This is a genomic window from Bacillus sp. USDA818B3_A (assembly GCF_009928415.1).
Lineage (GTDB): Bacteria > Bacillota > Bacilli > Bacillales > Cytobacillaceae > Neobacillus.
The window spans coordinates 27,995-52,006 of record NZ_JAABNN010000001.1 but is presented as its reverse complement, the minus strand read 5'-3'; the positions used below and the strand labels follow the sequence as shown (position 1 = coordinate 52,006).

The 24,012-nt window shown below is 38.8% G+C and carries 19 protein-coding genes; 15 read left to right on the top strand and 4 right to left on the bottom strand.

What is annotated here, in order from left to right; genetic code table 11:
• Positions 1-171: 171 nt before the first annotated feature.
• The 4 genes from GXK58_RS00245 (at position 172) to GXK58_RS00230 (ending at position 7,252) form a co-directional block, all read left to right on the top strand.
• Positions 172-2,544, top strand: coding sequence for a SpoIID/LytB domain-containing protein (locus GXK58_RS00245; RefSeq protein WP_160718727.1), 2,373 nt, complete (start codon positions 172-174; stop codon positions 2,542-2,544).
• A 263-nt stretch (positions 2,545-2,807) separates the two neighbouring features.
• Positions 2,808-4,739, top strand: a complete 1,932-nt coding sequence (locus GXK58_RS00240) for a fructose-1,6-bisphosphatase (protein ID WP_160718725.1) — start codon at positions 2,808-2,810, stop codon at positions 4,737-4,739.
• A gap of 288 nt (positions 4,740-5,027) precedes the next feature.
• Entirely contained in the window at positions 5,028-5,729 is a 702-nt protein-coding gene (locus GXK58_RS00235; RefSeq protein ID WP_160718723.1) for a YoaK family protein, read from the top strand.
• A gap of 155 nt (positions 5,730-5,884) precedes the next feature.
• Complete coding sequence (locus GXK58_RS00230) at positions 5,885-7,252, top strand: dipeptidase (protein ID WP_160718721.1); 1,368 nt, start codon at positions 5,885-5,887, stop codon at positions 7,250-7,252.
• A 335-nt stretch (positions 7,253-7,587) separates the two neighbouring features.
• Here GXK58_RS00230 and GXK58_RS00225 read toward each other — a convergent pair whose 3' ends face one another.
• Positions 7,588-9,096: an MDR family MFS transporter gene (locus GXK58_RS00225; protein ID WP_237389517.1), complete on the bottom strand. Its 1,509-nt coding sequence runs from the start codon at positions 9,094-9,096 to the stop codon at positions 7,588-7,590.
• A 164-nt stretch (positions 9,097-9,260) separates the two neighbouring features.
• On the opposite strand from GXK58_RS00225, the gene GXK58_RS00220 reads away from it, so the two are divergent.
• Positions 9,261-9,692 (top strand): MarR family winged helix-turn-helix transcriptional regulator, encoded by a 432-nt coding sequence (locus GXK58_RS00220; RefSeq protein ID WP_160718719.1) that lies wholly within the window; start codon positions 9,261-9,263, stop codon positions 9,690-9,692.
• A gap of 60 nt (positions 9,693-9,752) precedes the next feature.
• Here the strand turns inward: GXK58_RS00220 and GXK58_RS00215 are convergent, their stop codons facing one another.
• Complete coding sequence (locus tag GXK58_RS00215) at positions 9,753-10,205, bottom strand: hypothetical protein (RefSeq protein WP_160718717.1); 453 nt, start codon at positions 10,203-10,205, stop codon at positions 9,753-9,755.
• A gap of 136 nt (positions 10,206-10,341) precedes the next feature.
• On the opposite strand from GXK58_RS00215, the gene purT reads away from it, so the two are divergent.
• Positions 10,342-11,508 carry a formate-dependent phosphoribosylglycinamide formyltransferase gene (gene purT / locus GXK58_RS00210; protein WP_160718715.1) on the top strand — a complete coding sequence of 389 codons (1,167 nt, stop codon included), beginning with the start codon at positions 10,342-10,344 and terminating at the stop codon, positions 11,506-11,508.
• Positions 11,509-11,594: 86 nt separating this feature from the next.
• Here the strand turns inward: purT and GXK58_RS00205 are convergent, their stop codons facing one another.
• Complete coding sequence (locus tag GXK58_RS00205; RefSeq protein WP_160718713.1) at positions 11,595-12,035, bottom strand: cell wall hydrolase; 441 nt, start codon at positions 12,033-12,035, stop codon at positions 11,595-11,597.
• A gap of 208 nt (positions 12,036-12,243) precedes the next feature.
• On the opposite strand from GXK58_RS00205, the gene helD reads away from it, so the two are divergent.
• Positions 12,244-14,547 carry an RNA polymerase recycling motor HelD gene (gene helD, locus GXK58_RS00200; RefSeq protein WP_160718711.1) on the top strand — a complete coding sequence of 768 codons (2,304 nt, stop codon included), beginning with the start codon at positions 12,244-12,246 and terminating at the stop codon, positions 14,545-14,547.
• 130 nt (positions 14,548-14,677) lie between these two features.
• Here helD and GXK58_RS00195 read toward each other — a convergent pair whose 3' ends face one another.
• Entirely contained in the window at positions 14,678-15,049 is a 372-nt protein-coding gene (locus GXK58_RS00195) for a VOC family protein (RefSeq protein WP_160718709.1), read from the bottom strand.
• Positions 15,050-15,241: 192 nt separating this feature from the next.
• Here GXK58_RS00195 and lepB point away from each other — a divergent pair, with 192 nt between their 5' ends.
• The 8 genes from lepB to GXK58_RS00155 all read left to right on the top strand — a co-directional run bounded on the left by lepB (position 15,242) and on the right by GXK58_RS00155 (position 23,730).
• Positions 15,242-15,790, top strand: coding sequence for a signal peptidase I (lepB, locus tag GXK58_RS00190; RefSeq protein WP_202171254.1), 549 nt, complete (start codon positions 15,242-15,244; stop codon positions 15,788-15,790).
• A gap of 138 nt (positions 15,791-15,928) precedes the next feature.
• The gene (locus tag GXK58_RS00185) at positions 15,929-16,963 is read left to right on the top strand and encodes a LacI family DNA-binding transcriptional regulator (RefSeq protein ID WP_160718707.1); all 1,035 of its coding nucleotides are present in this window, start codon (positions 15,929-15,931) and stop codon (positions 16,961-16,963) included.
• 502 nt (positions 16,964-17,465) lie between these two features.
• Complete coding sequence (locus tag GXK58_RS00180) at positions 17,466-18,485, top strand: Gfo/Idh/MocA family protein (RefSeq protein ID WP_160718705.1); 1,020 nt, start codon at positions 17,466-17,468, stop codon at positions 18,483-18,485.
• Entirely contained in the window at positions 18,482-19,732 is a 1,251-nt protein-coding gene (locus GXK58_RS00175; RefSeq protein WP_160718703.1) for an ABC transporter substrate-binding protein, read from the top strand. Before GXK58_RS00180 ends, GXK58_RS00175 begins: the two co-directional genes overlap by 4 nt.
• Positions 19,733-19,773: 41 nt before the next feature.
• Positions 19,774-20,721 carry a carbohydrate ABC transporter permease gene (locus tag GXK58_RS00170; protein ID WP_160718701.1) on the top strand — a complete coding sequence of 316 codons (948 nt, stop codon included), beginning with the start codon at positions 19,774-19,776 and terminating at the stop codon, positions 20,719-20,721.
• Positions 20,718-21,548 carry a carbohydrate ABC transporter permease gene (locus GXK58_RS00165; RefSeq protein WP_237389516.1) on the top strand — a complete coding sequence of 277 codons (831 nt, stop codon included), beginning with the start codon at positions 20,718-20,720 and terminating at the stop codon, positions 21,546-21,548. Before GXK58_RS00170 ends, GXK58_RS00165 begins: the two co-directional genes overlap by 4 nt.
• A 20-nt stretch (positions 21,549-21,568) precedes the next feature.
• Positions 21,569-22,531: a sugar phosphate isomerase/epimerase family protein gene (locus tag GXK58_RS00160; RefSeq protein ID WP_160718699.1), complete on the top strand. Its 963-nt coding sequence runs from the start codon at positions 21,569-21,571 to the stop codon at positions 22,529-22,531.
• Complete coding sequence (locus tag GXK58_RS00155) at positions 22,519-23,730, top strand: Gfo/Idh/MocA family protein (RefSeq protein WP_160718697.1); 1,212 nt, start codon at positions 22,519-22,521, stop codon at positions 23,728-23,730. The genes GXK58_RS00160 and GXK58_RS00155 overlap by 13 nt, the downstream gene beginning before the upstream one ends.
• Positions 23,731-24,012 lie beyond the last annotated feature (282 nt).

Sequence of the window (24,012 nt, the reverse complement as noted above, 5' to 3'; positions counted from 1 at the left end):
ATATTTGCTGTAGACATTTTATAAACAATTGATATGTAGAGAGAGCAGGGAAATTTTCCCCAAATGTGGAAAGCAATATCCATTGTTACAATCCTATTAAATTTATATATTTATAACATGATTGTTACAAAACAATTACATTAGGTTAACTAAGAGGGGGAGAATGCGAGTTTGAAGAAGGTCTTCATCATGCTATTGGGAACTCTATTACTATTTTCATCTAACAATCTCTTAATGATTGCAGATGCAAGCGAAGTCCCATTCATATCAGTTAAATTGAAAAATTATCTAGGCAGCCAGACTCAACTAACCATCCAGGTAAAAGGAGAATACACCATTACCGATGCCAACTTTTCATTAGTTGAGGGGAAAACATATACGGTAAAAGCGGAAAATAACGCGATCGCTTTGTATGAAAATGGATTACTAAAATCCACTAGTATGAAACTTTCTACGGTACCAAAACTTTACGGAACCAACAATTATATTATCATTAACAATCGTCCTTACTTAGGTAGTATGAACTTTGTAATTGAAAATAATACCTATGTTCGACCGATTAATACCCTTCCGTTAGAGGATTATTTGAAAGGTGTCGTTCCATTTGAAATGATGGCATCCTGGAATAAAGAAGCATTAAAAGCACAAGCAGTTGCAGCACGGACTTATGCGGTTCGATATCAATCAAGCACCAATATGGATGATACGGTTAACTACCAAGCGTATGGAGGCTACTCCTGGTATAGCAACAGCACAGCAGCTGTGGAAGAAACAAATTCCCAATATCTGACTTATGGCGGGAAAGCGATTGATGCATTCTACTCTGCCAGTAATGGCGGCATAACCGAATCAAATGCGAATGTTTGGGGCGGAACGCCATTACCAATGTTTCCGATTAAACAAGATCCTTACGATACAAAAGTTCCTTGGGGTTTTACTTTTAAGAAAACCCAAATTGATACAACCTCTTTAGATTTAGCAAATCCTCAAAATTGGTGGAATTCTGTTAAGGAAAATGATTCCTCCCTGATGATTAATTTTAAAAATTGGATGGTTCAAAATGGTTATTCCAATAAAGATATTAAAATCATTTCCATTCCTGCGTTCTCTTTTTCAACAAATAAAACCAGCGGAAATCGAGTAAAATACGCGAATATCAGCATACAATTCTTTTTAAAAGATAAGACAACTGGTCAATTCGTGATTGAAAATGATCAAATCAAAGTGAACACCTTATCTTATGTCAACACTAGTGCTTCAAAGATTCGAGCAATGGTCGGAATCAACAACATGAAAAGTTATCTAGTTTCTAATTTTAGCTCAAACAATACTTCCTATACAGTAAATGGTTTGGGAAATGGTCATGGTGTGGGTATGAGTCAATGGGGTGCAAAAGTAATGGCAGACCAGGGACGTAGTTACAAAGATATCCTAACGTTTTATTACCCTGGAACTTCGTTAACGAATAACGATCTGCCGGCAAGTACGGCTCCAAGTCCTTCAGATAATTCAATAGACGAAAGTAATACCACCGTAGTAAATCCTGCTCCAGTTATGGATACAATTGCACCAAGCATTTCAAATGTGAATTCTGCTTATACGGAACAGTCGAATCAAATTTCGGTTAATTACCGTGTAAATGAAGCTTCAAGGATGACTGTTTATGTGAAAAATTCACAAGGAACAATACTTTCCAATTTGTTACAAAATAGTTCGCAAAAAGCTGGGGATTTTCATTTAACTTATGATGTTTCCGCACTTCCGAATGGCGTCTATTCTTTTGGAATTATTACGATCGATTCAAGTAACAACCGTTCTTCCTATCTGCAAAATGTCTCGGTGAGTAAGGCTGCTGCAACACCTGTAAAAAATGATCCAGTAGTCGTGTCACTGCCTGCTAAAGGGTATCTCGATGCCCCTGCGAATGGAAGTGTCATAAAAGGAAATAACTTGCTTAAGGGCTGGTTCTTAGATGGCAGCGGTGTTGCTAAAGTTCAAGTACTGGTGGATGGGAAAGTCTTAGGCAGCGCAAAATATGGTAGTTATCGTGCCGATGTCAAAAAGGCGTATCCACAATATCAAAATGCAAACTCAGGCTATCAATACACTCTTAATACAACGGTTCTAACGGAAGGGTCACATACCCTTACCGTTCGAGAAACAGGGGAAAATGGCAAGGTCACAGATCTTACAAGAAAAGTAAATGTGAAAAACTTGCCAGGCAAAGGTTCTTTGGATAGCCCAGCTGCAGGATCAGCCCTGAAAGGCAATACGAATATCAAGGGATGGTATCTGGATGGCAGCGGTGTATCCAAAATAGAAGTATTCATTGATGGAAAAAGGATAGGTACAGCTAAGTATGGATATAACCGTGCGGATGTCCTAAAAAAGTATCCAAAATATAATAATGCGAATTCAGGCTACCAATATACCCTGAATACTCGAATTCTCTCCAAAGGGCAGCACCAGCTTACTGTTCGAGAGACAGGGAAAGATGGTTCTGTCACTGTTGTGAAAAGCGTAAAAATAAACGTCCGTAATTAATCGGAGCTGTTAAATCATTTGATAGAAATAATCTAAGAGCCTGTATCGTCCATTACTTTGTAATCGATGATACAGGTTCTTTTTATTACCCGAGATTCTTTCTACATACTTGATGTACTAGGGCTGTTTTCTTTTATAGCAAATAAGGACAATAAAAATATCTATGAAAATAGTAAATTTATTTTATTTTTCCCTTATAATAGAATTATTGATATTTGATAATTTAGAAAAAGACCAAGCATCTTGAAAGGAGATACATATTTTTGAACACAAAATACCTAGACTTACTGGCCCGAAAATATGATAGTGCAGAAAGTATCGTAAATGAAATTATTAATCTCGAAGCCATTCTAAATCTACCAAAGGGGACTGAACATTTTGTCAGTGATTTACATGGGGAATATCAAGCTTTTCAACATGTATTAAGAAATGGTTCAGGGAAAGTAAAAGAAAAAATCAATGACCTATTTCAATATATATTATCGGAAAACCAGAGGAATGAATTTGCTACATTAATTTATTATCCAGAAGAAAAACTGCAGTTAATAAAAAATCATTTTTATAGTGAACTAGAATTAAACAAATGGTACACAGAAATGATTGAACGCATGGTTCAGCTCATTTCTTTTGCGTCCTCTAAATATACACGCTCTAAAGTACGGAAAGCCTTACCGAGTCCGTTTGTCTATATCATTGAAGAGCTGCTTTACAAAAAAAATGATTCGACCAATAAGAATGATTATTATTCAAAGATTGTCCAACAGATTATTTCCTTAGGACAGGCTGATAAGCTGATCATTGGTCTTGCCTATACGACGCAGAGATTAGTAGTCGACCATCTCCATGTAGTAGGAGATATTTACGATCGTGGACCCGAGCCTGATAAAATTATGGATACACTAATTAATTATCACTCCGTCGATATACAGTGGGGCAATCACGATGCTCTCTGGTTAGGTGCCTTTGCTGGATCAAAGGTATGTTTAGCTAATATCATTCGTATTTGTGCGAGATACGACAATCTCGATATTATTGAAGACGTTTATGGAATCAATCTAAGACCCTTACTGAATCTGGCGGAAAAGTACTATAAAGACAATCCAGCGTTCAGACCTAAGGTTCATTCCGATAAAAAACTGTCTAGTCATGAACAGCTGCAAATTACGAAAATTCATCAAGCCATTGCGATGATTCAGTTCAAACTGGAAATCCCGATCATCAAGAGGCGCCCGAATTTTAATATGTCAGAAAGGCTATTACTAGAGAAAATAGATTATGAGAAGAACGAAATAACGATACAAGGGAAAACCTACCCACTAGTCAATACTTGCTTTGCAACCGTTAATCCAGAGCAGCCCGATCAATTATTAGAGGAAGAAAAACAAGTAATAGAAAAATTATTGTTTTCCGTACAGCATTCCGAAAAGCTGGCAAGACATATGAATTTCCTCATGAAAAAAGGCAGCCTTTATTTGAAATATAACGGAAACTTGTTGATTCATGGGTGTATTCCTTTAGATGAAGAAGGAAATTATGAAAAAATGGTGATTGAAAATAAAACGTATGCCGGCCGTGAATTACTGGATAAGTTTGAAAATTATTTACGATATGCGTTTGACCACCCGGAAATGACAGATGACCTTGCAACAGATATGGTTTGGTATTTATGGACCGGACAATATTCATCTCTGTTTGGAAAAAGAGAAATGACCACTTTTGAAAGGTACTTTATTAAGGAAAAGGAAACCCATAAGGAGAGAAAGAACCCTTACTATTATTTACGCGAGAAGGAAGAAATGTGTAAAAAGATCCTTGCTGAGTTTGATCTTGACCCTGAGCAGGGCCATATTATAAACGGCCATACTCCAGTGAAAGAGATTGAGGGAGAGGATCCGATTAAAGCGAATGGAAAAATGATTGTCATCGATGGCGGTTTCTCTAAGCCTTATCAATCGGTCACAGGTATAGCCGGATACACATTGCTATTTAATTCCTACGGAATGCAATTGGCTGCACACAAACAGTTTCATTCAAAAGAAGATGTATTATGTCATGGTACGGATGTATTGTCTGTTAAAAGAGTAGTCGATAAAGAATTGGTGAGAAAAACGGTACGAGAAACGAATATTGGCAAGGACCTATTGGAAGAGATTGCTGTTTTGAATTCTTTGAGGGAATATCGTTATCTGAATTAATAAACATTCTTATTAAAGCAGGTATTGGGCTAGAAATAGCGCAGTACCTGCTTTTTTAGCTAGTGTGATTTTAATTGTTTAAAAAATTTCACTTTTGTGATTCAATCATGTTAATATTTTTTTTTAGATAGATATGAAGGAGGATTAAGAAATTGACGGATAGATTATTTAATTTGCTTTTAGAGGAATAGTAATTTCTTGCACAGAAAAAGCTATTTAATAAAATAATAGGTTTAATGTTGGAAAAATAAGAGAAAGTACGCTGGTAAAAAGAAATAAGGTGATAAAATGAAAGTTAAAATCCCGTCGTTATCATCCAATTCCATCTATTTAGGTGTTTTGTTGGCAATCGTTGGCGGCTTTTTGGATGCTTATACGTTTATCAGCCGAGATGGAGTGTTTGCGAATGCGCAAACGGGTAATATGGTCCTGCTTGCTGTAAAAGCAGCAAATAAGGATTGGAGTGCCTCTTTGCATTTTATTCCACCCATTATGGCATTTATTATGGGAGTGTTGGTGTCAGAAATGGTTAAAATACCTCATCTGCGAGATGTATTACATAGCTATCGCAGGTCCATTCTGATTCTGGAATGTTTGGTATTAATTACTGTGGGTTTGTTGCCGAAAAGTGTTCCTAACATAGTGGTTACCGTATGTATTGCCTTTGTCTCATCCTTACAAATCTCTACGTTTAATAAAATAGACAAATGGGCTTACAATTCCACAATGACTACAGGCAACCTTCGGACGGCGACTCAAGCGGCTTATTTGGCAATAAAGGAACATAATCCTGAAGCGAGAAAACAATTTAAAGAATTTTTTGTCATTATTCTTTCATTTATATTCGGTGCGTTGGCAGGTACCTTTTCAACCACTTATATTGGGAATTCATCTATTTATATCGCTGGGGGAGTTTTAGTTGTTGCTGTTATTTTGTATCATCGGGATAAGGGATATTTGAGTGAAACCATTAAAGCGAAGTTAAGATAAAGGAAAAAATGATAAAAGAATCCATCCTTTGCTGGTTGGATTCTTTTTTTAGTAGTATGGATGTGCATTTGACAGTTGGTTGATGGTTGATATTTGTTGTACTCGCTAATTTTGGATAAAATAAGGATGGAAAATAAACGAGAAAAGGTGAAAATATGAGTCAATTATCAGAAGTCTTAGCAAAAAATCACAATGAGAATGTCGAAGAATTAAAAGAATTTCTCCGGATTCCAAGTATCAGTTCCTTATCTGAGCATAAAGAGGACATTCAAAAAGCAGCTTCATGGATTGCCAACAAACTAGAAAGTATTGGACTGGAACATGTAGAAATTATTCAGACAAAAGGCCATCCGATCATCTATGCGGATTATCTTCATCAGGAGAATGCGCCAACCGTCTTAGTATACGGCCATTATGATGTACAGCCAGTCGATCCTGTTCATTTATGGGAAACACCTCCGTTTGAACCAACCATTCGTGATGAAAAAATCTATGCAAGAGGGGCAACCGACGACAAAGGTCAGACGTTCTTACATATCAAAGCAGTCGAAACCCTTTTGAAATTAGAAGGGAAATTACCGGTAAATGTAAAATTTTGCATTGAAGGAGAAGAAGAAATTGGCAGTCCAAACCTTCCGCCATTTTTAGCTGAAAATCAAGATAAATTGGCCTGTGATGTGGTGGTAATTTCCGATTCTGATATGTGGGACCGCGGTGTCCCTGCCATTACCTATTCATTAAGAGGGTTATGTGCACTTGAAGTTTCACTAAAAACTGCAAATTCTGATTTGCATTCGGGCATGTTCGGCGGGGGAGTTCAAAACGCCAACCATCTATTGGTACAGCTGCTTTCTAGTCTTCATGATGCAAATGGTAAAGTAAATGTGGACCATTTTTACGATGATGTCGAACTGCTGACAGAATTTGAGAAGGACCAAATTAAAGCACTGGGCTTCAATGAAGAGAAGTTAAAAAAATCGTTAGGGTTAACGGAATTAACTGGAGGGGAAAACGATTATCCTTACCCTGAGAGAATCAGCTCCCGGCCTACATTAGAAATCAACGGTTTATGGGGCGGATTCCAAGGGGAAGGGACTAAAACGGTCATTCCAAACGAGGCTCATGCCAAAATCACCTGCCGTCTAGTCCACAATCAAAACCCTGAAAAGATTCAAGGGTTGATCAAAAAGCATCTTGAGGAACAGGCACCAAAGGGGTGCATGGTGAAAGTTACACTGCAAGATACGGGCAATCCATTTTTAACACCAATCGACAGTCCGATGATTCAAAAAGCGGCTGAAGCATATGAAAACGTATATGGGAAAGCACCTGTTTACAAGCGAGAAGGCGGTTCGATTCCGATTGTATCGGATTTCAACCAATCTCTAAACGCACCGGTTGTTTTAATGGGATTCGGTCTGCCAGATGAAAACCTTCATGCACCTAATGAACATTTCAACTTGGAAAACTTCGATAAAGGGATCTTAACGATTTGTTCCTTTTTCGAACTTCTTAATAAGTAAAATGGTGCCTGTCACCACCCGTTGGGTGGTGACAGGCATTTTGATTAGCACGGAAAATGGTTTTCGCTGATAAATTTAAAATTTCGCTGATAAGTCGTTGAAAAGTGATGATAAACTTATGGAAACCGCCGATAAATCACTAAAAACCGCTGATAAGGGTATTGAACCTTTATTAAATATTCATTGAGCAGGATGAATTGGCTGTAAAATAAGAGATATAAAAATAAAAAGGTGATAATAAACAAGAAGTTATAAAAAATTTTAAAAGTTTGATATTTTTTAATTCCTTATTCCCACCAATGCAAATAAAAGCCGCCAAAATGGCGGCTTTACGTTTAATGTTGTACTTGCTTTTGTTGCTCCATTACCCTCTTATGTGAAGGAAGGAAGAAAGTAGCGAGAAGGTTTGCAACCCCGAGAAAGAATACAAGAATAAACACTAGGTGCATACCATGGGCGAGCCCCTCGTGAATCATATTAATCACACCTGCCGGCAGCTTATTAATAGTTTCCGAGCTTAGGGCATTACTAATATTACCACTTCCACTCCAGCCTCCAGCATGTTCTTTTCCGTAGGTAATCAATGAGTTGTTAAAAATCGTACCAAAGACTGCAACCCCAACCGTTTGGCCAATGGATCGAGTAAAGGAATTGGATGCGGTTGCCGCACCACGCATTTGCCAGCCAACAGCCGATTGAACAAGAACGGTGGTTGGAGTGGTCGCATAACCCATACCAAGACCAATGACAATCATAATCCCCACAAAATACCAATATGGTGAATCAAGTTCCACAGCCAGCAGCCATGTCCCCCCGAGTGCAATCAACACCGCACCAACGATGGCGGTTAATTTAGAACCAATTTTATACATATAACGTCCGGCAAAGGTAGCACCTAAAGGCCATGCGATCGACATCGGCATAAGGGTAAGTCCTGAGCTCGTCGCACTGTGTCCAAGAATCGTTTGAATCCACATTGGTAAATAAACATTCACACCAATTAAAACAGAACTTGCTAGAAAACCAATAAAATTAGATACAAGAATCACTGGGATCTTAAATAATGATGGTGGAAGCATCGGCTCCTTCACTTTGGTTTCAATATAGCCGAACAGCACGATAAAGATCACCGCAACAGCAAATAGGGTATAAATGGCTGTTGAATCCCATGCATATTTCTGCCCAGGACCTGCATTTAAAAGAGCATATAATAGTGTAGAAATACCAATAGTAAACGTAATCGCTCCAAGATAATCGATTTTACGGTCCTTTTTCAATTCAACGGTTTCGTGGAAGAAGACTGTGATTAATACAAGCGACACTAAACCGACCGGCAAATTAATATAGAAAATCCAGCGCCAGCTGATTTGGTCGACAAAGAATCCGCCAACTAATGGGCCAAGCAGACCGGCAATTCCCCAGACCGCACTAAATACCCCTTGCATTTTGGCGCGTTGTTCACCAGGATAAAGGTCTCCAATAATCGTAAAGGTGAGCGGCATGACCGCACCGGCACCAATTCCCTGGAAAGCACGGAACCAAATTAATTGAGTCATTGTGTGTGCAGCACCTGATAACATCGAACCTGCTACAAACAAAATAACCCCTGTGATAAAGATTTTCTTTCGGCCGAATAAATCGGCTAATTTTCCGTAAATGGGTGTCGTTACAGAAGTGGTAAGCGTATAGATGGCAAATACCCAGCTGATTAATTTTAATCCGCTAAGGTCACTGACAATCTGCGGCATGGCGGTACTGACGACTGTGACATCTATCGCGACTAAGAGAATCGCTACCAGCATTGCAACAGTAACCATTTTACGATTGGTAGTTGTTTGAGGCATGTTTACTCTCCTTTTTTAAAATAGAATAATAAGTATGGAAAAATCCTTATATTTGTCAACAGGTTGACTAAATTAGTTTAAGTTATCCTTGCAAGATAGTCAACAAGTTGACTATTATTTTTCTTTGCATTAAGATAATCATAATCTTTGACGCGGAGGTTTGTATGGAAGAGGTAAAAACAAACATTACGTTAGATATCATTAGGCTGTCCAATCTCTTAAGCAGATATGGAGCAAAGATCGTTGCAAATGTGGGTCTGAATAGCATCCAGCAGTGGGTCATACTAAGAACCATTATTGAAAGAGAGGACATTTCGATTGGTGAACTAAAAGAAGAAATGCTAGTGACGAAACAAAATATGACCGGGATGATCAATCGCTTGGAGCAATCAAATTTAGTTACCTTGTTTCAAGACCCTGAAGATAAGAGACGAACTCGGGTGAAAATAACAGACGAGGGGATCCGTGTTTATGAGCAATTAAAATCCTTGCGAAATGAGTTTAATGCCAAGACCTATCATATTTATAATGATCAGGAAATAATCATTTTAAATGATTTACTTGGCCGACTGGTTGAGCATTTAAAAGAGGAGTAATTAGTAGAGATAACAAATAAGTTGAAGGAAGTATTTATCAGCACAAAATAACCGGCAGTTTTATAGCAGCTGCCGGTTGAGATCTTTATTAAAGGGCAAATTAGCGATAGATAAAATTAACCCGATGATTAAAGTTAAAAAAGGAAAAATGAATGGGAAAAATAGGGTAGGATACGCTTCCCAAGCGTTCGTGTAATATTCTATTCGGTATGGACCCACAACCCCGGCATTCAGTAATTCGGTTTGTAAAGCATCTGGTTCCGAAAAATTAAAAGAATCACTTTCAACATTTCCTCTTTCATCAATAGCAAAAAGCGTATATTTCAACTTTTTCTCCGGAACCGACCCAACTATATCTCCATTAGGCATTTCCCTTTGTAATTCTCTCGTTTTCTTTAAAAGTACCACAAACTTAGTTTGGTCGATTTCTTTTTCAGTTCCAATAATAAGTAAATTTATAATATTTTTCATCTTTAGATAGAAAAAAACAGTGAGATTTCTTCTGCGTTTCAATGCCATTATGCTTTTATTTACGAATGAAATGTTAAAATATATTTATAATGTTCGTGTTTAATGTAAAACTATCACTTGTAAGAAGAAAATATATAAGTTAATATATTAAAAGACAAACAATAAGGGGCTGTATAAAATGTTTGGTACCCAGACAAAAAAAGTGATGTTACTCGGTTCTGGCGAACTAGGTAAAGAAATTATTTTCGAGGCTCAGCGTTTAGGGCTCGAGACGATAGCTGTAGACAGATATGAAAACGCGCCTGCGATGCAGGTAGCCCATCGTTTCTATGTAGTGGATATGCTGGATGGAGAAGAACTGCGCAAAGTAATAGAACAAGAGAAACCAGATTTCGTCGTTCCTGAAATAGAGGCGATTGCAACGGAAACCTTAATCGATCTTGAAAATGAAGGATTGCGTATTGTACCGACTGCTAAAGCAGTGAACTTGACGATGGATAGAGAAGGAATTCGGCGTTTGGCGGCTGAAGTACTGGGGATTCCTACCGCGAAATATGCGTTTGCAAACACACTTGAGGAATTAAGGGATGCTGTCGCTGAAATCGGGCTACCATGCGTGATTAAACCCATCATGAGTTCATCTGGCAAAGGACAGACCGTTTGCCGTTCCATAGAGGATATAGAGTCGTCATGGAACGAGGCTATTTCAGGCGGAAGAGGTAAAAAAGCGCGGGTGATTGTGGAGGAATTTATCCATTTTGAATCGGAGATTACACTATTAACAGTCCGTTCCGTTTCAGGAACCACCTACTGTGCACCAATCGGACATGTCCAAAAAGATGGGGACTATATTGAATCCTGGCAGCCGCATAACATGTCAACTGAACAAATCATTCAATCGCAAGATATCGCCAAAAAAATCACCGATGCACTTGGCGGGTATGGACTTTTTGGAGTGGAATTATTCCTTTCTCCACAAGGTGTTTACTTTAGTGAAGTGTCGCCACGTCCGCATGATACCGGAATGGTTACAATGGCAACGCAGGACCTATCCGAATTCGCTTTACATGTAAGAGCCATTTTAGGGTTCCCGATTCCATCAGTTCGGTTATTAAGATCTGGCGCAAGTCATACAATTAAAGCAGCCAAAGAAAGCAAGACTTATCAAATAGCTGGAATAGCTGAAAGCTTATCCATCCCTGATACACAGGTTAGGGTGTTTGGAAAACCGGAAACAAAAGTGGGGCGGCGTATGGCTGTTGTGTTGAGCAGCGGAGAAACTGTTGAAGAGGCAAGAGAGCGGGCAGCAGAAGCCGCTGACCATATTATTGTAACTCACGACTAAGGACCAGTTGAAAAGATGCCTAGAAATTTTTATGGAGAAGGGTAATTTCACCTTCTCCATAAAATTATTTGAAAAAAATTAAATCCTTATCCCCTATAAACACTATCACATGTTCCAGGTTTTGGTTCATAAAAACAATGTTCTTTAAATTGTCCAGATTGTGGTTGATCATACCATGTAGGAGGGCATGGAGCATGTGGATTAAAATACCAAAGGGCATATTTCCCTGGGTGTTGTCTCCAATAATCCAAATTCTGTTTGGCTAATCTTCTTTCAGCCGTTCTCGATCTTTGATAAAAGACATTTCCTTTTTGAACCGCTTCAAAGGAATAATTTCCCCCTTGTACCTGATAAATAACCTGGTTAATGTTTCTTAAACCTTTAAAGTCTAAACAATCTGCCACAAGCCGATTAACTATGACATTTCCCACGTATAACATTCCCTGTTTTCCTTCACCTTCGGCTTCTGCTCTCATCATCCTTGCCATTAAATCAACGTCCGAACTTCGGTAATTTGCTCTTGGCAATTTTTTCACCTCCAAAATAAAGTATGAAAAAGAGCCTACATTGTTGTAGAATTTTTAAAATAAATTTAACTTCATGAGACTTTTGAAAAGCTTTTAAAAAAGTATGGTTAAAATCAATGGGATAGAACTTGACGAGGATAAAAGTTTTAGTTTATTCTGAGTATCCCATGCTTTTTGGAAATGTATAGAGAGGTGAGGTGTGAAGAGGATGAGTGCCAATGATCAAGTGTCTGTCCGCGGTCATAAAGACTATCAAAGAGAAGTGGAGCGCTTAGAGTTTACCAAAGAATATATTCGTACCGTTCTAGACATTTCGAAGGAGAATAAAGAACTAGTCGTTGAAAATATGAAACAATCATTTGCTGAGCTGAATTCTAGGGATAGTAGTACGAGTTACACGGATCTCCTCGCAAATGCAAATTATCTTGAATTGGCTGAAAGTGAACTGAAACGGTTAGAAAGCGTGATCGGCAAACCTTATTTTTCAAGGATTGACTTTACTAGCAATAGTACCAATACAGAAGAAGTTTTATACATAGGCAAAGTATCATTGTTTGACCGTGTGACACAGCAGCCGATTATTGTGGATTGGAGGTCACCGATTGCCAATGTCTACTATGACGGCCGGCTTGGAGAAGTGTCTTACGAAGCATACGGAGAAACACAAACGGGTTACTTATCATTAAAAAGGCAATATGAGATTGCCGGTGGATTATTAAAAGAAATTAGAGACATCGATCTGACCACCCACGATGAACTATTACAGAAATCTTTGTCAGGTAAAGCAGACAACCGCTTAACCGAAATCGTCGCGACCATTCAAAATGAGCAAAATGAAGTAATACGGGCATCTCTCACACACCCGATTATCGTCCAAGGGGCCGCCGGAAGCGGGAAAACAACGATCGCACTCCACAGAATCTCCTACTTTCTCTATTCCTTTGGGTATAGATTTCCTCCAGAAAAATTAATGATTCTCGCACCAAACCGACTGTTTATTGATTATATCTCGGCGGTCTTACCGGAATTAGGCGTCAACAAGATTAATCAAACAACCTATATTGATTTTATGAAAAGCTGCTTAGGTAAGATAAAACTATTTTCACCAAATTCCAAGCTGATGAAGCTTCTAGAAGGGAACGGTGCCAAAAATTCGGTACAATGGATTTCCAGCTTCAAGGGTTCACTTGAATTTAAGGAGATCATCCATCGATATATCAATGAATTGGAAAAGAATCTAGCCCCAAAAGAGGATTTTGTCGTTGAAAAATCCGTATTATTGAAGGGGATAAAACTCAAGAAGCTCTTTTTAAAAGAATACACCTACCTGCCAATCTATAAAAGAATGGAAAAAATAAAAAACCTTTTGGAAGATGATTTAAAAAAGAAAAAATCAATGATGTTATCGAACCTCAACAAAAAATATGATGAAGCACTCGATAAAGTCCTTTATAACACGAAGATGAATCCAGAAAAAAGGAAGCAAATCGTGGTTTCCCTCATGGACCGAAAAGAAGAGAGAAAAAAGACAGTGGAACAGGAGTCAAAGGCGGCGGTAAAAAAATATTTGAATTCGTTTGTCATGAAGGATATTTTTACCCTTTATAAGGAACTAATGACTTCACCGGAATCACTTAAAAAGTATTCCTCAACACTTACCGATCAAGAATGTAAGCTTCTCAGTAAATATTGTCAGAGGATTTTTGAACGGGGTGCATACGAACTGGAGGACTTAGCTCCTATTTTTTTGATGAAGGCAAAGCTGGAAGGCATCGATGATCAATATAAAATGCGCAGTATTTTCATTGATGAAGCACAGGACTACAGCTATTTCCAATTTGCTGCACTAAAGGAAGGCTTTGAGACGGACTTGTTTACGATCGTTGGTGATTTAGCCCAAGGGATACATTCTTATCGAGGGTTGAATAGCTGGACGCCTGTAATGAAAGAGATCTTTCCGAATGCCAATTACCAGACCTTACAAAAAAGTTACCGAACAACCGTTGAAATCATGAATCTGGCAAACGAAATCTTGAAGTTAATGGATCAAGAGTTGCCGCGGGTAGAACCCGTTATTCGTCATGGTCAGAAACCCTTGTTTAAAACGATTAATCCTACTAATCTTGAACAGGTTAGGCATCAGCTGGAACAAGACATTTCCTCCTTGAAAAAAGAAGAGCTTCACTCGATCGCGATAATTGGACGGACAGATAGAGAATGTCAAAAAATTGATCAACTCTTTGAAAATAGTGACTTGCCGATTCAATTGTTAGAGGAGAAACAAGAAATGAAGAAGGGGCACATCGTGATATTACCTTCTTATTTATCAAAAGGGCTGGAGTTTGATGCGGTTTTGATCGTCTGTCTTGAAGAACCCTATTCAAAAGCAGACCTGGACATCAAACTGTTGTATGTATCGATGACGAGGCCGATGCATCGATTGTATTTATACGGGAACGACCCGGCAGACTTTTTATTAAATAGTACGGACTCTAGTTATTATGTAAGGTAAATAATTAGGGCTTCCTTTTTTGGATGACCAAGTGCCTGACCCAAGATGGTGAAAGTTTTTCATCTTGGGTCAGGCATCTTTTCTATCAATTGCAGTCGGCACTTGGGTTATATTACGAACAGTTAGAATATCATCGGTGTTGATCCAATAGAATCTGATTCCCGTCAGGATCTTCAATGGTAACGTATGCAGGTCCTTCACTGGATTCATCTGCTTCTGACAGTATATTTATTCCTTTTTCCTTAAGTTGCTTTTGAAGGTCTCGAATGTCGGTAAACGAATCGAGGTTTTTCGCATTTTGATCCCAGCCAGGATTAAAAGTCAGGATGTTCTTTTCAAACATCCCTTCAAATAATCCGATCACGCAACCTTCATTCTTCATAATCAGCCACTTTTGGGTAAGATCTCCACCAAAGGTTTGAAATCCTAATTTTTCATAAAAAGATTTCGAGTCATTAATGTTTTTCACATTCAAACTAACAGAAAATGCGCCAAGTTCCATATTTCATCCACCCTTTCATTCTTTAAAATTCAGTTCTTTGATTATAGTTAAAGTATAAAGAAGCTCTTTGAAATAAACAATATTTACCACCTTGGGTCTTTTACTATTTTTTTAAAAATTAGGATAGTTGAACACGAAAGGTTCGTAACCTAATAGGAAAAGAAATATAATAGGGAAAGAGGAGGGATAATCTTGAAAGATCGTACAAAAATAGAAGTTTATTCTTGGTTAAAATCCATTGCCTTTGCATTTATTATTTCTGTACTTTGCAGACAATTTATTTTCACACCAACAACCGTCTTTGGAGAATCGATGTCACCTGCATTTCAAGAAAATGATGGACTGATAGTGAGTAAAATGTCTGAAATACAACGATTTGATATCATTGTGTTCGATGCCCCAGATAGTAAAGGTGAACATTATATTAAGAGAGTAATCGGTCTTCCGGGTGATCGCATGGAAATGAAAAATGATGTCCTTTATATAAATGGAAAGGCGTTACCAGAACCATACTTAATAGAAAACAAAAAAGAAAATATATTTAATAAACTGACAGAGGATTTTTCATTGCAAGAAAGAACGGGGGTATCTAAAGTACCTGAAGGGATGTTATTTGTGATGGGGGATAATCGCTTGAAAAGTAAGGATAGCCGATCTTTCGGGTATATTTCTTACGATTCAGTTATTGGAGAAGTAAAATTTCGAATTTATCCATTACAAGAAATAGGCATACCTCAATAATATCGTTAGAAGATAAATGAAACAGACTACCTTTAAAGGATTGTATTAAATTATAAGAAAAATGCGAATTTTTTATAGCGGAAATGCTTCTTGGTATGTTATATCTAAATTACAATAATATTAAGGTTGTGGTCTGGCATGAAAGTAACTGCAAAAATGATCGCGAAAGAATTAGGTATATCAACAGCCACCGTCGATCGGGTATTAAATAACAGAAGTGGTGTGAGTGAAAAGACAATCAGAAGAGTAAAAGAAAAAGCAGCCGAATTAGGCTACAGACCTAATGCCGCAGCCAAATACTTAGCCACACAAAAAAGTATGGATGTTGCCTTCGTTTTGCCTGTCATCCCTTGCTATTTCTGGGACGAATTAGAACGGGAGATTATTAGCTCCGCCAGACTTTATGAAGATTTTGGATTGAAGGTACAAATTTTCCGGGTGGATGCGATCCCAAAAGAGAATCAAATCAATTTTATCAAGAATATGCTTGATCAGAATATTTTTGATGCATTTGTTATTTCTCCTCATGACGCTGATCCTTATGTTGAGATAATAAATGAAGGGATACGAAAAGGGATACCGATATTCACTTTAAATAACGATGTGCCCAACAGCAGCAGAATCTCGTTTGTTGGCACGGATTACTATTCTGCTGGATATTTAGCCGCGGAGCTTATTCAATCATTTACAAAGGACTTAAGAAATGTTGTCATTATTAGAGAAGATGAGAATACCTATCAAATGATGAATAAGGAAAAAGGTTTTAGGGATTATTTCGCAAAATGTAAGAGGAAAATGAATATCCAGACCATCCCAATCATGAGTGATAACATCCAGCTTTCAGAGGAATGGAAAAGCAAAATGCTTCATGGTTGTGATGCCATTTATGTGGCGAATGGCGTACTTGGTGAAATGGCCGATTATATTGATGATAAAAACTACGAAAATAACAAAATCGTTATTGGCCATGATATGAGCAAAAAAGTTCATCATTACCTTCAGAATGATGTAATTAAATCGGTCATTTGTCAGGATCCATCGAGTCAAGCAAGGTGGACGGTTCAAAAGGTATTTGAATATGTGGTCCTAGAAGATAGAAGTGAGCAAAGTGATACGATTATAAAGTTAGAAATAGTAACAAAGGCAAATGCAAAGTACTATATTAACTATTAATTTATAAAAAAATGATTGACGTACCTCATTTATGCCATTAAGATAGATTTATAAATCAACCCAATATTCAGAATTTATTGGTTTATAAGACTATCTCTTCAACAAATCAGTGGGAGGTGGAACCAATGCGATAAGTAAGAATTATTTGTTTATCCTTCTGTAAATGAACTAATACAAATCTCTCCATCCCATCTAGATTTACATAATTGGAAAGAGCACTTTTAATAACCTTAAAATGAAAGCGTTTCATTATGGAGATCCATTCCAACATCTCTCTCTAGAAAATACATAAGTGATGCATGAACTATTCTCCCTAAGATAACAGACAAGAACCCATTTATTTTCGTATAAAATGATGAACGTACATCAATCGTTTTTTTACTAATTTCAATATATCAATTGAAATTTATTTAGCCATTATTAAAAAGATTTGTTCATACTTCGGCATGAAATGATGTACGTTACTCAAATATTGGAAAATTCGGATAAAAGGAGACAGACAATGGAAAAATTAAAGGCGATACAAGTTGGAACAGGGGGATTTGGAACCTCTTGGCTTGAAATTTTGGATAAGTTTCAGGAGATCGAATTAGTTGCAATAGTTGATGTTAATCCTGAAAATCTTGAAAACGCAAAACAGTTTATCCATAAGAATTCCGTTCAATACTACACGGACCATATAGAAGCATTTGCTAATAGTAAGGCGGACATTGCTGTGATTGTCACTCCGCCACAAACACACAAGAAGCTAGCGCTTGATGCCTTGGCATATGACCTGTATGTTTTTATGGAAAAACCGATTGCACAAAAGTTTGAAGACGCCAAAGAGCTGTTAGAAAAGTCCAAAACATACGAGAAGTTTATTATGATTAGCCAAAATTATCGCTGGAGACCGGAAATACAAGCCGTTAAAAAAGCACTGGACGAAGATATCATTGGAAAAGTGGAATACGTGGAATGGAACTTTCGCCGGGCAACCAAGTTCGGAGGCTGGAGAGATCAATACTCTGAAATTCTAATTGAGGATATGAGCATTCATCACTTTGACTTAATGAGGTACCTGCTTAGTGCTAATCCTTCCACCGTTTTTGCTAAAAGCCTTAAACCATCTTGGAGCTGGTTCAATGGGAATAGTGCCGCAAGTTTAACCATGAGCTTTGAGGATATTCTGATTAATTACTTTGGAAGTTGGGTGACAAGAGGGAAAGAGACCTCTTGGAATGGTGATTTTAAGCTAGTAGGGGAAAAGGGCGTCATTGAATTAAATGACAATTGTCCTTCGGTTACCCTGGAAAACGGAGAAACCAGATCACTTGAGTTAGTGCAAATGGAATATGAGGACCGGGAGTATTCCATCTACGAAATGGTATCTGCCATTAAACAAGGAAGACAACCATCAACGGTTCTTTCGGATAATATTCAAAGCTTCGCCATAATAGGGTCAGCCTTACAATCCATCCAACAAAAGAAAGAAATTGATGTTCAAGAAATGCTTGGAATAAGGAGTGTAATTTCTAGATGAAAAACAAAATTCTAATTTTCGCTAGTATTCTCATGCTTATTTTAATAGCGGCTTGCAGCAATTCATCCAGTTCATCCTCTGAAGCCACCACGAAAGATGGAAAAGTAGTCATTAAAATCTGGGATTACCTGGCACCTGACTCCTCATCAGAACGCGAGCAGCTGGCATTGATTGAAAAATATGAAAAAGAAAATCCAAATATCAAGTTTGAAAGAACCTATATCCCTTTTGCTGATTTGAAGACGAAGTTACTTCAAGGGGTAGCAGGCAATGAATTGCCGGATATTGTGGTAATTGATAACCCGGATCATCAGGCTTTTGCAGAAGCTGGCGTGTTTGCTGATATTACGAAGGAAGTTGAAGCATGGGGAGAGGCGGATAAATATTTTCAAGGACCGATGGATTCCGCCAAACTCAATGGCAAGTATTATGGGATTCCTAACAACAGCAACGCCTTAGCGATCTATTACAATAAGGACCTATTTAGCCAGGCGGGAATCACGGAATTACCTAAGACTTGGGACCAATTTTCAGAAATCGCTAAGAAGTTAACAAATGGCGATGTCAAAGGGTTTGCGATGGCTGGGAAGAAAAGCGAAGAAGGGACCTTCCAGTTCTTGCCTTGGTTATGGTCAGCCGGAGCTGATATCAATTCCTTTGATAGTGCAGAAGCCCAAAAAGCAATGGGTTATATCCAAAGCCTTGTGAAGGACGGTTCATTATCGAAAAATATGATCAACTGGGATCAGTCGGATGTATTGGTACAGTTCCAAACAAAAAAAGCGGCAATGATGGAAAATGGACCTTGGCAGATTCCTATGCTAAACGAAAAATCTAAAGACATCAATTGGGGTGTATTCCTAATGCCAGGCGATAAGCAATCCACTTCCGTCCTTGGAGGAGAAAACTGGGCCATTACTGCTAATTCTTCAAATAAAAAAGAAGCATGGGATTTCCTTAAGTGGACACAGAAGCCGGAAGTTTTAGGACCAATGCATGAACTAGGCGGCAGATTGCCAAGCAGAGAGGATGTCGCATCTGATACTCAATATGAATGGGCAAAGGACGAGAACGTGAAGATTTATATGGAACAACTAAAAACCGCCAAACCGCGTGCTTACGGAACAAAGTATCCTGAGATTTCCACCTCCATCCAAGAAGCCATTCAACGTAACATCACAGGGGAAAATGTAAAGAAAATAATGGGATCTACGGCAGATAAAATTAATCCGTTATTACCGAAGTAATAAATGGGAGAGTTTGACTCTCCCGTTTAAGGGGGTTGAGTATGTACAGTCCAACAAAAACCGAAACCATCACAACGACTGAGGCCGGCAAAAGCATGGTAAGGCTCGCTTTGTTGAAGAAAAGCTTGCCGCTTTATCTCTTTATCATCCCTGCCGTCATTTTCATCATATGCTTTATGGTGTACCCAATCATCTATAACATTGTTGTTAGTTTTCAGGAACTGACCATACTTAATTTAAAAACGGGCGGCACTTTTATAGGATTGGAGAATTACATCGAAGTATTCAAATCTGAAAAGTTTGGGATTGCTTTTAAAAATACGTTTATTTACACAGGTGTGTGTATTGTTTTTCAAGTTGTGTTCGGATACCTATTAGCTGTCTTTTTTAATCAGCAATTTCCTTTCCGCAATTTCTTTCGATCTATATTTCTATTAGCTTGGATGACACCTTTAGTCATCACTGGTACTTTATTTAAATGGTTATTCGATGTAGACTATGGTGTCATTAATGAACTTCTCATGAATTTACATTTCATCAAACAACCGGTCAATTGGCTGGGACAAGAAAGTACAGCGTTAGCCGCTGTTATTGTGACAAACATTTGGATTGGTATCCCTTTTAATATGATCCTGATTTTATCTGCCCTGCAGGCGCTTCCTCTCGATGTGTATGAAGCTGCAAAAATAGATGGGGCAAACAAATTCCAGACGTTCCGGAAAATCACCTTGCCGCTCTTAAAGCCAACACTTTTCGTCATCCTAGTATTAGGCATTATTTATACTTTTAAAGTGTTTGATATTATTTTAGTCATGACGGGCGGCGGGCCGGTGAACGCGACCCAGGTGCTGCCATTCTTTGGTTATGAGCAGGCGTTTATCAACTTTAACTTCGGTGCAAGCGGTGCCGTTGCAACAATTATTCTTGTTATCTTGATGTGTTTTTCACTCGTTTACTTGTATTTGGTTAAGAAGGAGGAGTCGGCGTGAAGAAGTATACGGCTAGGCAGTATTTATTGCTTCTTGCGGCAATCCTGATAACCATCATCTTTCTATTTCCGATTTACTGGATGGTGACAACATCGATTAAGCCCATTCAAGATGTATTTGCTACACCACCTATGATTATCCCGGAAACGATTCGATTTGATGCTTATGTAAAAAATCTAATCGAAGATCAAAGTCTTTTGCCATATCTAAAGAACTCGTTTATTGTGGCGATTGGTACAGCGCTATTGACGTTACTTCTTAGCTTGCCATGTGCCTATGCGATTGCTCGTTTCCGCTTAAAGGGAGCATCGATTCTTTTATTAGTTTTACTAGTTACGCAAATGATCCCTGGCATCATGACCGCCATGCCTCTATTTATTTTGTTTACGAAACTGGGTCTATTAAATAGTTATATGGCTTTGATTATTGGGAATACAACCACCGCGCTGCCATTTGCGATTGTGGTCATGAGGCCTTTCTTCTTATCAATTCCAAAGGGGTTGGAGGATGCGGCAGTTGTCGATGGTTGCAACCGATTTACCGCATTTTTACGAATTATTTTACCTTTAACGAAACCTTCAGTTCTAACTGTAGGAACATTTAGCTTCTTGTTCGCATGGGGCGACCTTATCTTCGCGTTAACCTTGGCAACCGATGAAAAAATTAGACCGCTGACCATGGGCTTAACGAAGTTTATTGGTCAGTATGGAACACAATGGGATAATTTGATGGCGGTTTCTACCATTGCGGCCGCACCAATTATTCTCTTATTCTTGCTGCTGCAAAAGTATATAGTAAGCGGAATTACAGCAGGTTCCGAAAAATAATTTATAGGAGTGGAGAAACGATGAAACTAGGAGTATTTGCAGTTTTATTTTCTAAAATGTCTTTAGGGGAAATGTTGGATCACGTAAAGAATAGCGGGTTGGACACAGTTGAAATTGGCACAGGAGGCTATGTCGGTAATGCCCACTGCAATCCTAAGGAATTACTGGAAGACCGAAACAAACTGGCTCAATTTAAACAAGCATTCGAATCAAGAGGCATCAAGATCAGTGCATTAAGCTGCCATGGAAACCCGCTTCACCCAAACACAGAGATCGCCTTTGAACACCATGACGTATTTGTTGATACAGTGAAGCTTGCTTCTGTCTTGGGGGTAGAAAATGTGGTTACCTTCGCAGGATGTCCAGGCGAATCAGACTTTTCCCAACACCCAGTTTGGATCACGAATCCTTGGCCGGATGACTTTTCCAAAGTGGTTCAGTGGCAGTGGGAAAAGAAGGTCATTCCTTATTGGAAGAGACAGGCGGAACTTTTAGAAGAGTGTAATGTTCGCGTGGCTATCGAACCACACCCAGGATTTGTTGTCTATAATACGGAAACTGCCTTGCGGTTACGTAAGGAGTGCGGTGACCGTATCGGCATTAACTTTGATCCAAGCCACTACTTCTGGCAAGGAATGGACCCGGCTGCGAGCATCCGTGCGTTAGGGGATGCAATCGTCCATTTCCATGCGAAAGACACGAAAATCGATAATCAAAACTGTCTGTTGAACGGGGTGCTGGATACCAAATCCTACCGTGATATCGCCAACCGTTCCTGGGTATTTAGAACAGTCGGGTACGGCCATGGGGAAGATGTATGGAGGGAGATTATTAGTGCACTTCAAGTCGTCGGGTATGAAGGGGCGATTAGCATTGAACATGAAGACGGCCTTATGAGTGTCGAGGAAGGGTTTAGTAAAGCAGTGTCATTCCTTAAGGATATGGTGATTCAAGAGGGGGCTAAGGAATTATGGTGGGCGTAAAGAAAGAAGTCAGAATCGGACTTGTAGGCTATAAATTTATGGGGAAGGCTCATTCCCATGCCTATCAAGGTCTGTCCACCTTCTTTCAACTAGGGGTAAAACCTGTTAAACAAGCGATTTGTGGTAGAAATGAACAGGGAGTTCGGGAAGCGGCAGAGCAATTCGGATGGAATAGTTATGAAACCGATTGGAGGGAATTGATTGCCAGGGACGATATCGACTTAATTGATATTGTCACTCCAAATAACAGCCATGCTGAAATTGCGATTGCAGCAGCTGAAGCGGGGAAGCATGTCTTTTGCGAAAAACCGCTTTCGCTGACGCTCGACGAATCAAAGAGAATGCTCGAAGCGGTAAAGAAAAATAACGTCATTCATATGGTGAATTATAATTATCGGTTTGTGCCGGCAGTACAGTATGCGAAGAAACTGATCGATGAAGGCAAGCTGGGCAAGATTTATCATATACGTGCTAACTATCTTCAAGATTGGATTATGGATCCTAACTTCCCACTGGTTTGGAGATTGGATAAATCAGTTTGCGGTTCCGGGTCACATGGTGATTTAGCCGCTCATTTAATCGATCTGGCGCGTTTCCTAGTGGGAGAGTTCGAGGAGGTTTCGGGTATGCTGGAAACCTTTATTAAAGAACGTCCGGCTGTGGCGGACAGTTCTGGCTTAAGTGGTGTGGCTTCCACTGATGAATTCAAAAAAGTCGAAGTGGATGATGCGAGTATTTTTGTGGCAAGATTCAAGAATGGAGCCTTGGGCACATTTGAGGCCACTCGATTTGCAGCAGGTAATAAAAATGCAAATAAATTTGAAATCAATGGGGAGAAGGGCTCGGTTAAATGGAATGCCGAAAATTTAAACGAGTTAGAAGTTTATCTCGCCTCTGACGAGACTGGATTACAAGGTTTCCGGAAAATCAATTGTACCGAGGAGCCGCACCCATTTGCGGGAGCCTATTGGCCTGCCGGTCATATCATTGGATACGAGCATACCTTTATTAACTTGATTGCTACGTTGATGAATGGAATTGGAAAAGGAGAAACGCCTTCTCCAAATTTTGAGGATGGCTACATTGCGCAAGCGATTATGGAGGCGGTTGAGAAGTCATCGAAACATAGGAGCTGGGAACAAATCGATAAGTATATCGATCAGGAAGTGGTGGAGAAAGAGAAACAAACTCTTGTGTAGATCCACTTTTCTGTCAGAAAAATAATATATTATAGGTAAATGAATTTGGAGGATTTGACCACCGATGCATCTTGATTTAATCAGTCTTCAGGACTGAATCAAGATGCATTTTTTTGTTTTTATATATTTCAATAGAGTTATTGACAACCGAATATTGGGAAAATGAGGGAATAAGGTAGCCAATAGAGCTTATTGACGACTGAGCAAGTGAACAAAGAGAGGCCTGGGTAGCCAATAGAGCTTATTGACGACTGAGCAAGTGAACAAAGAGAGGCCTGGGTA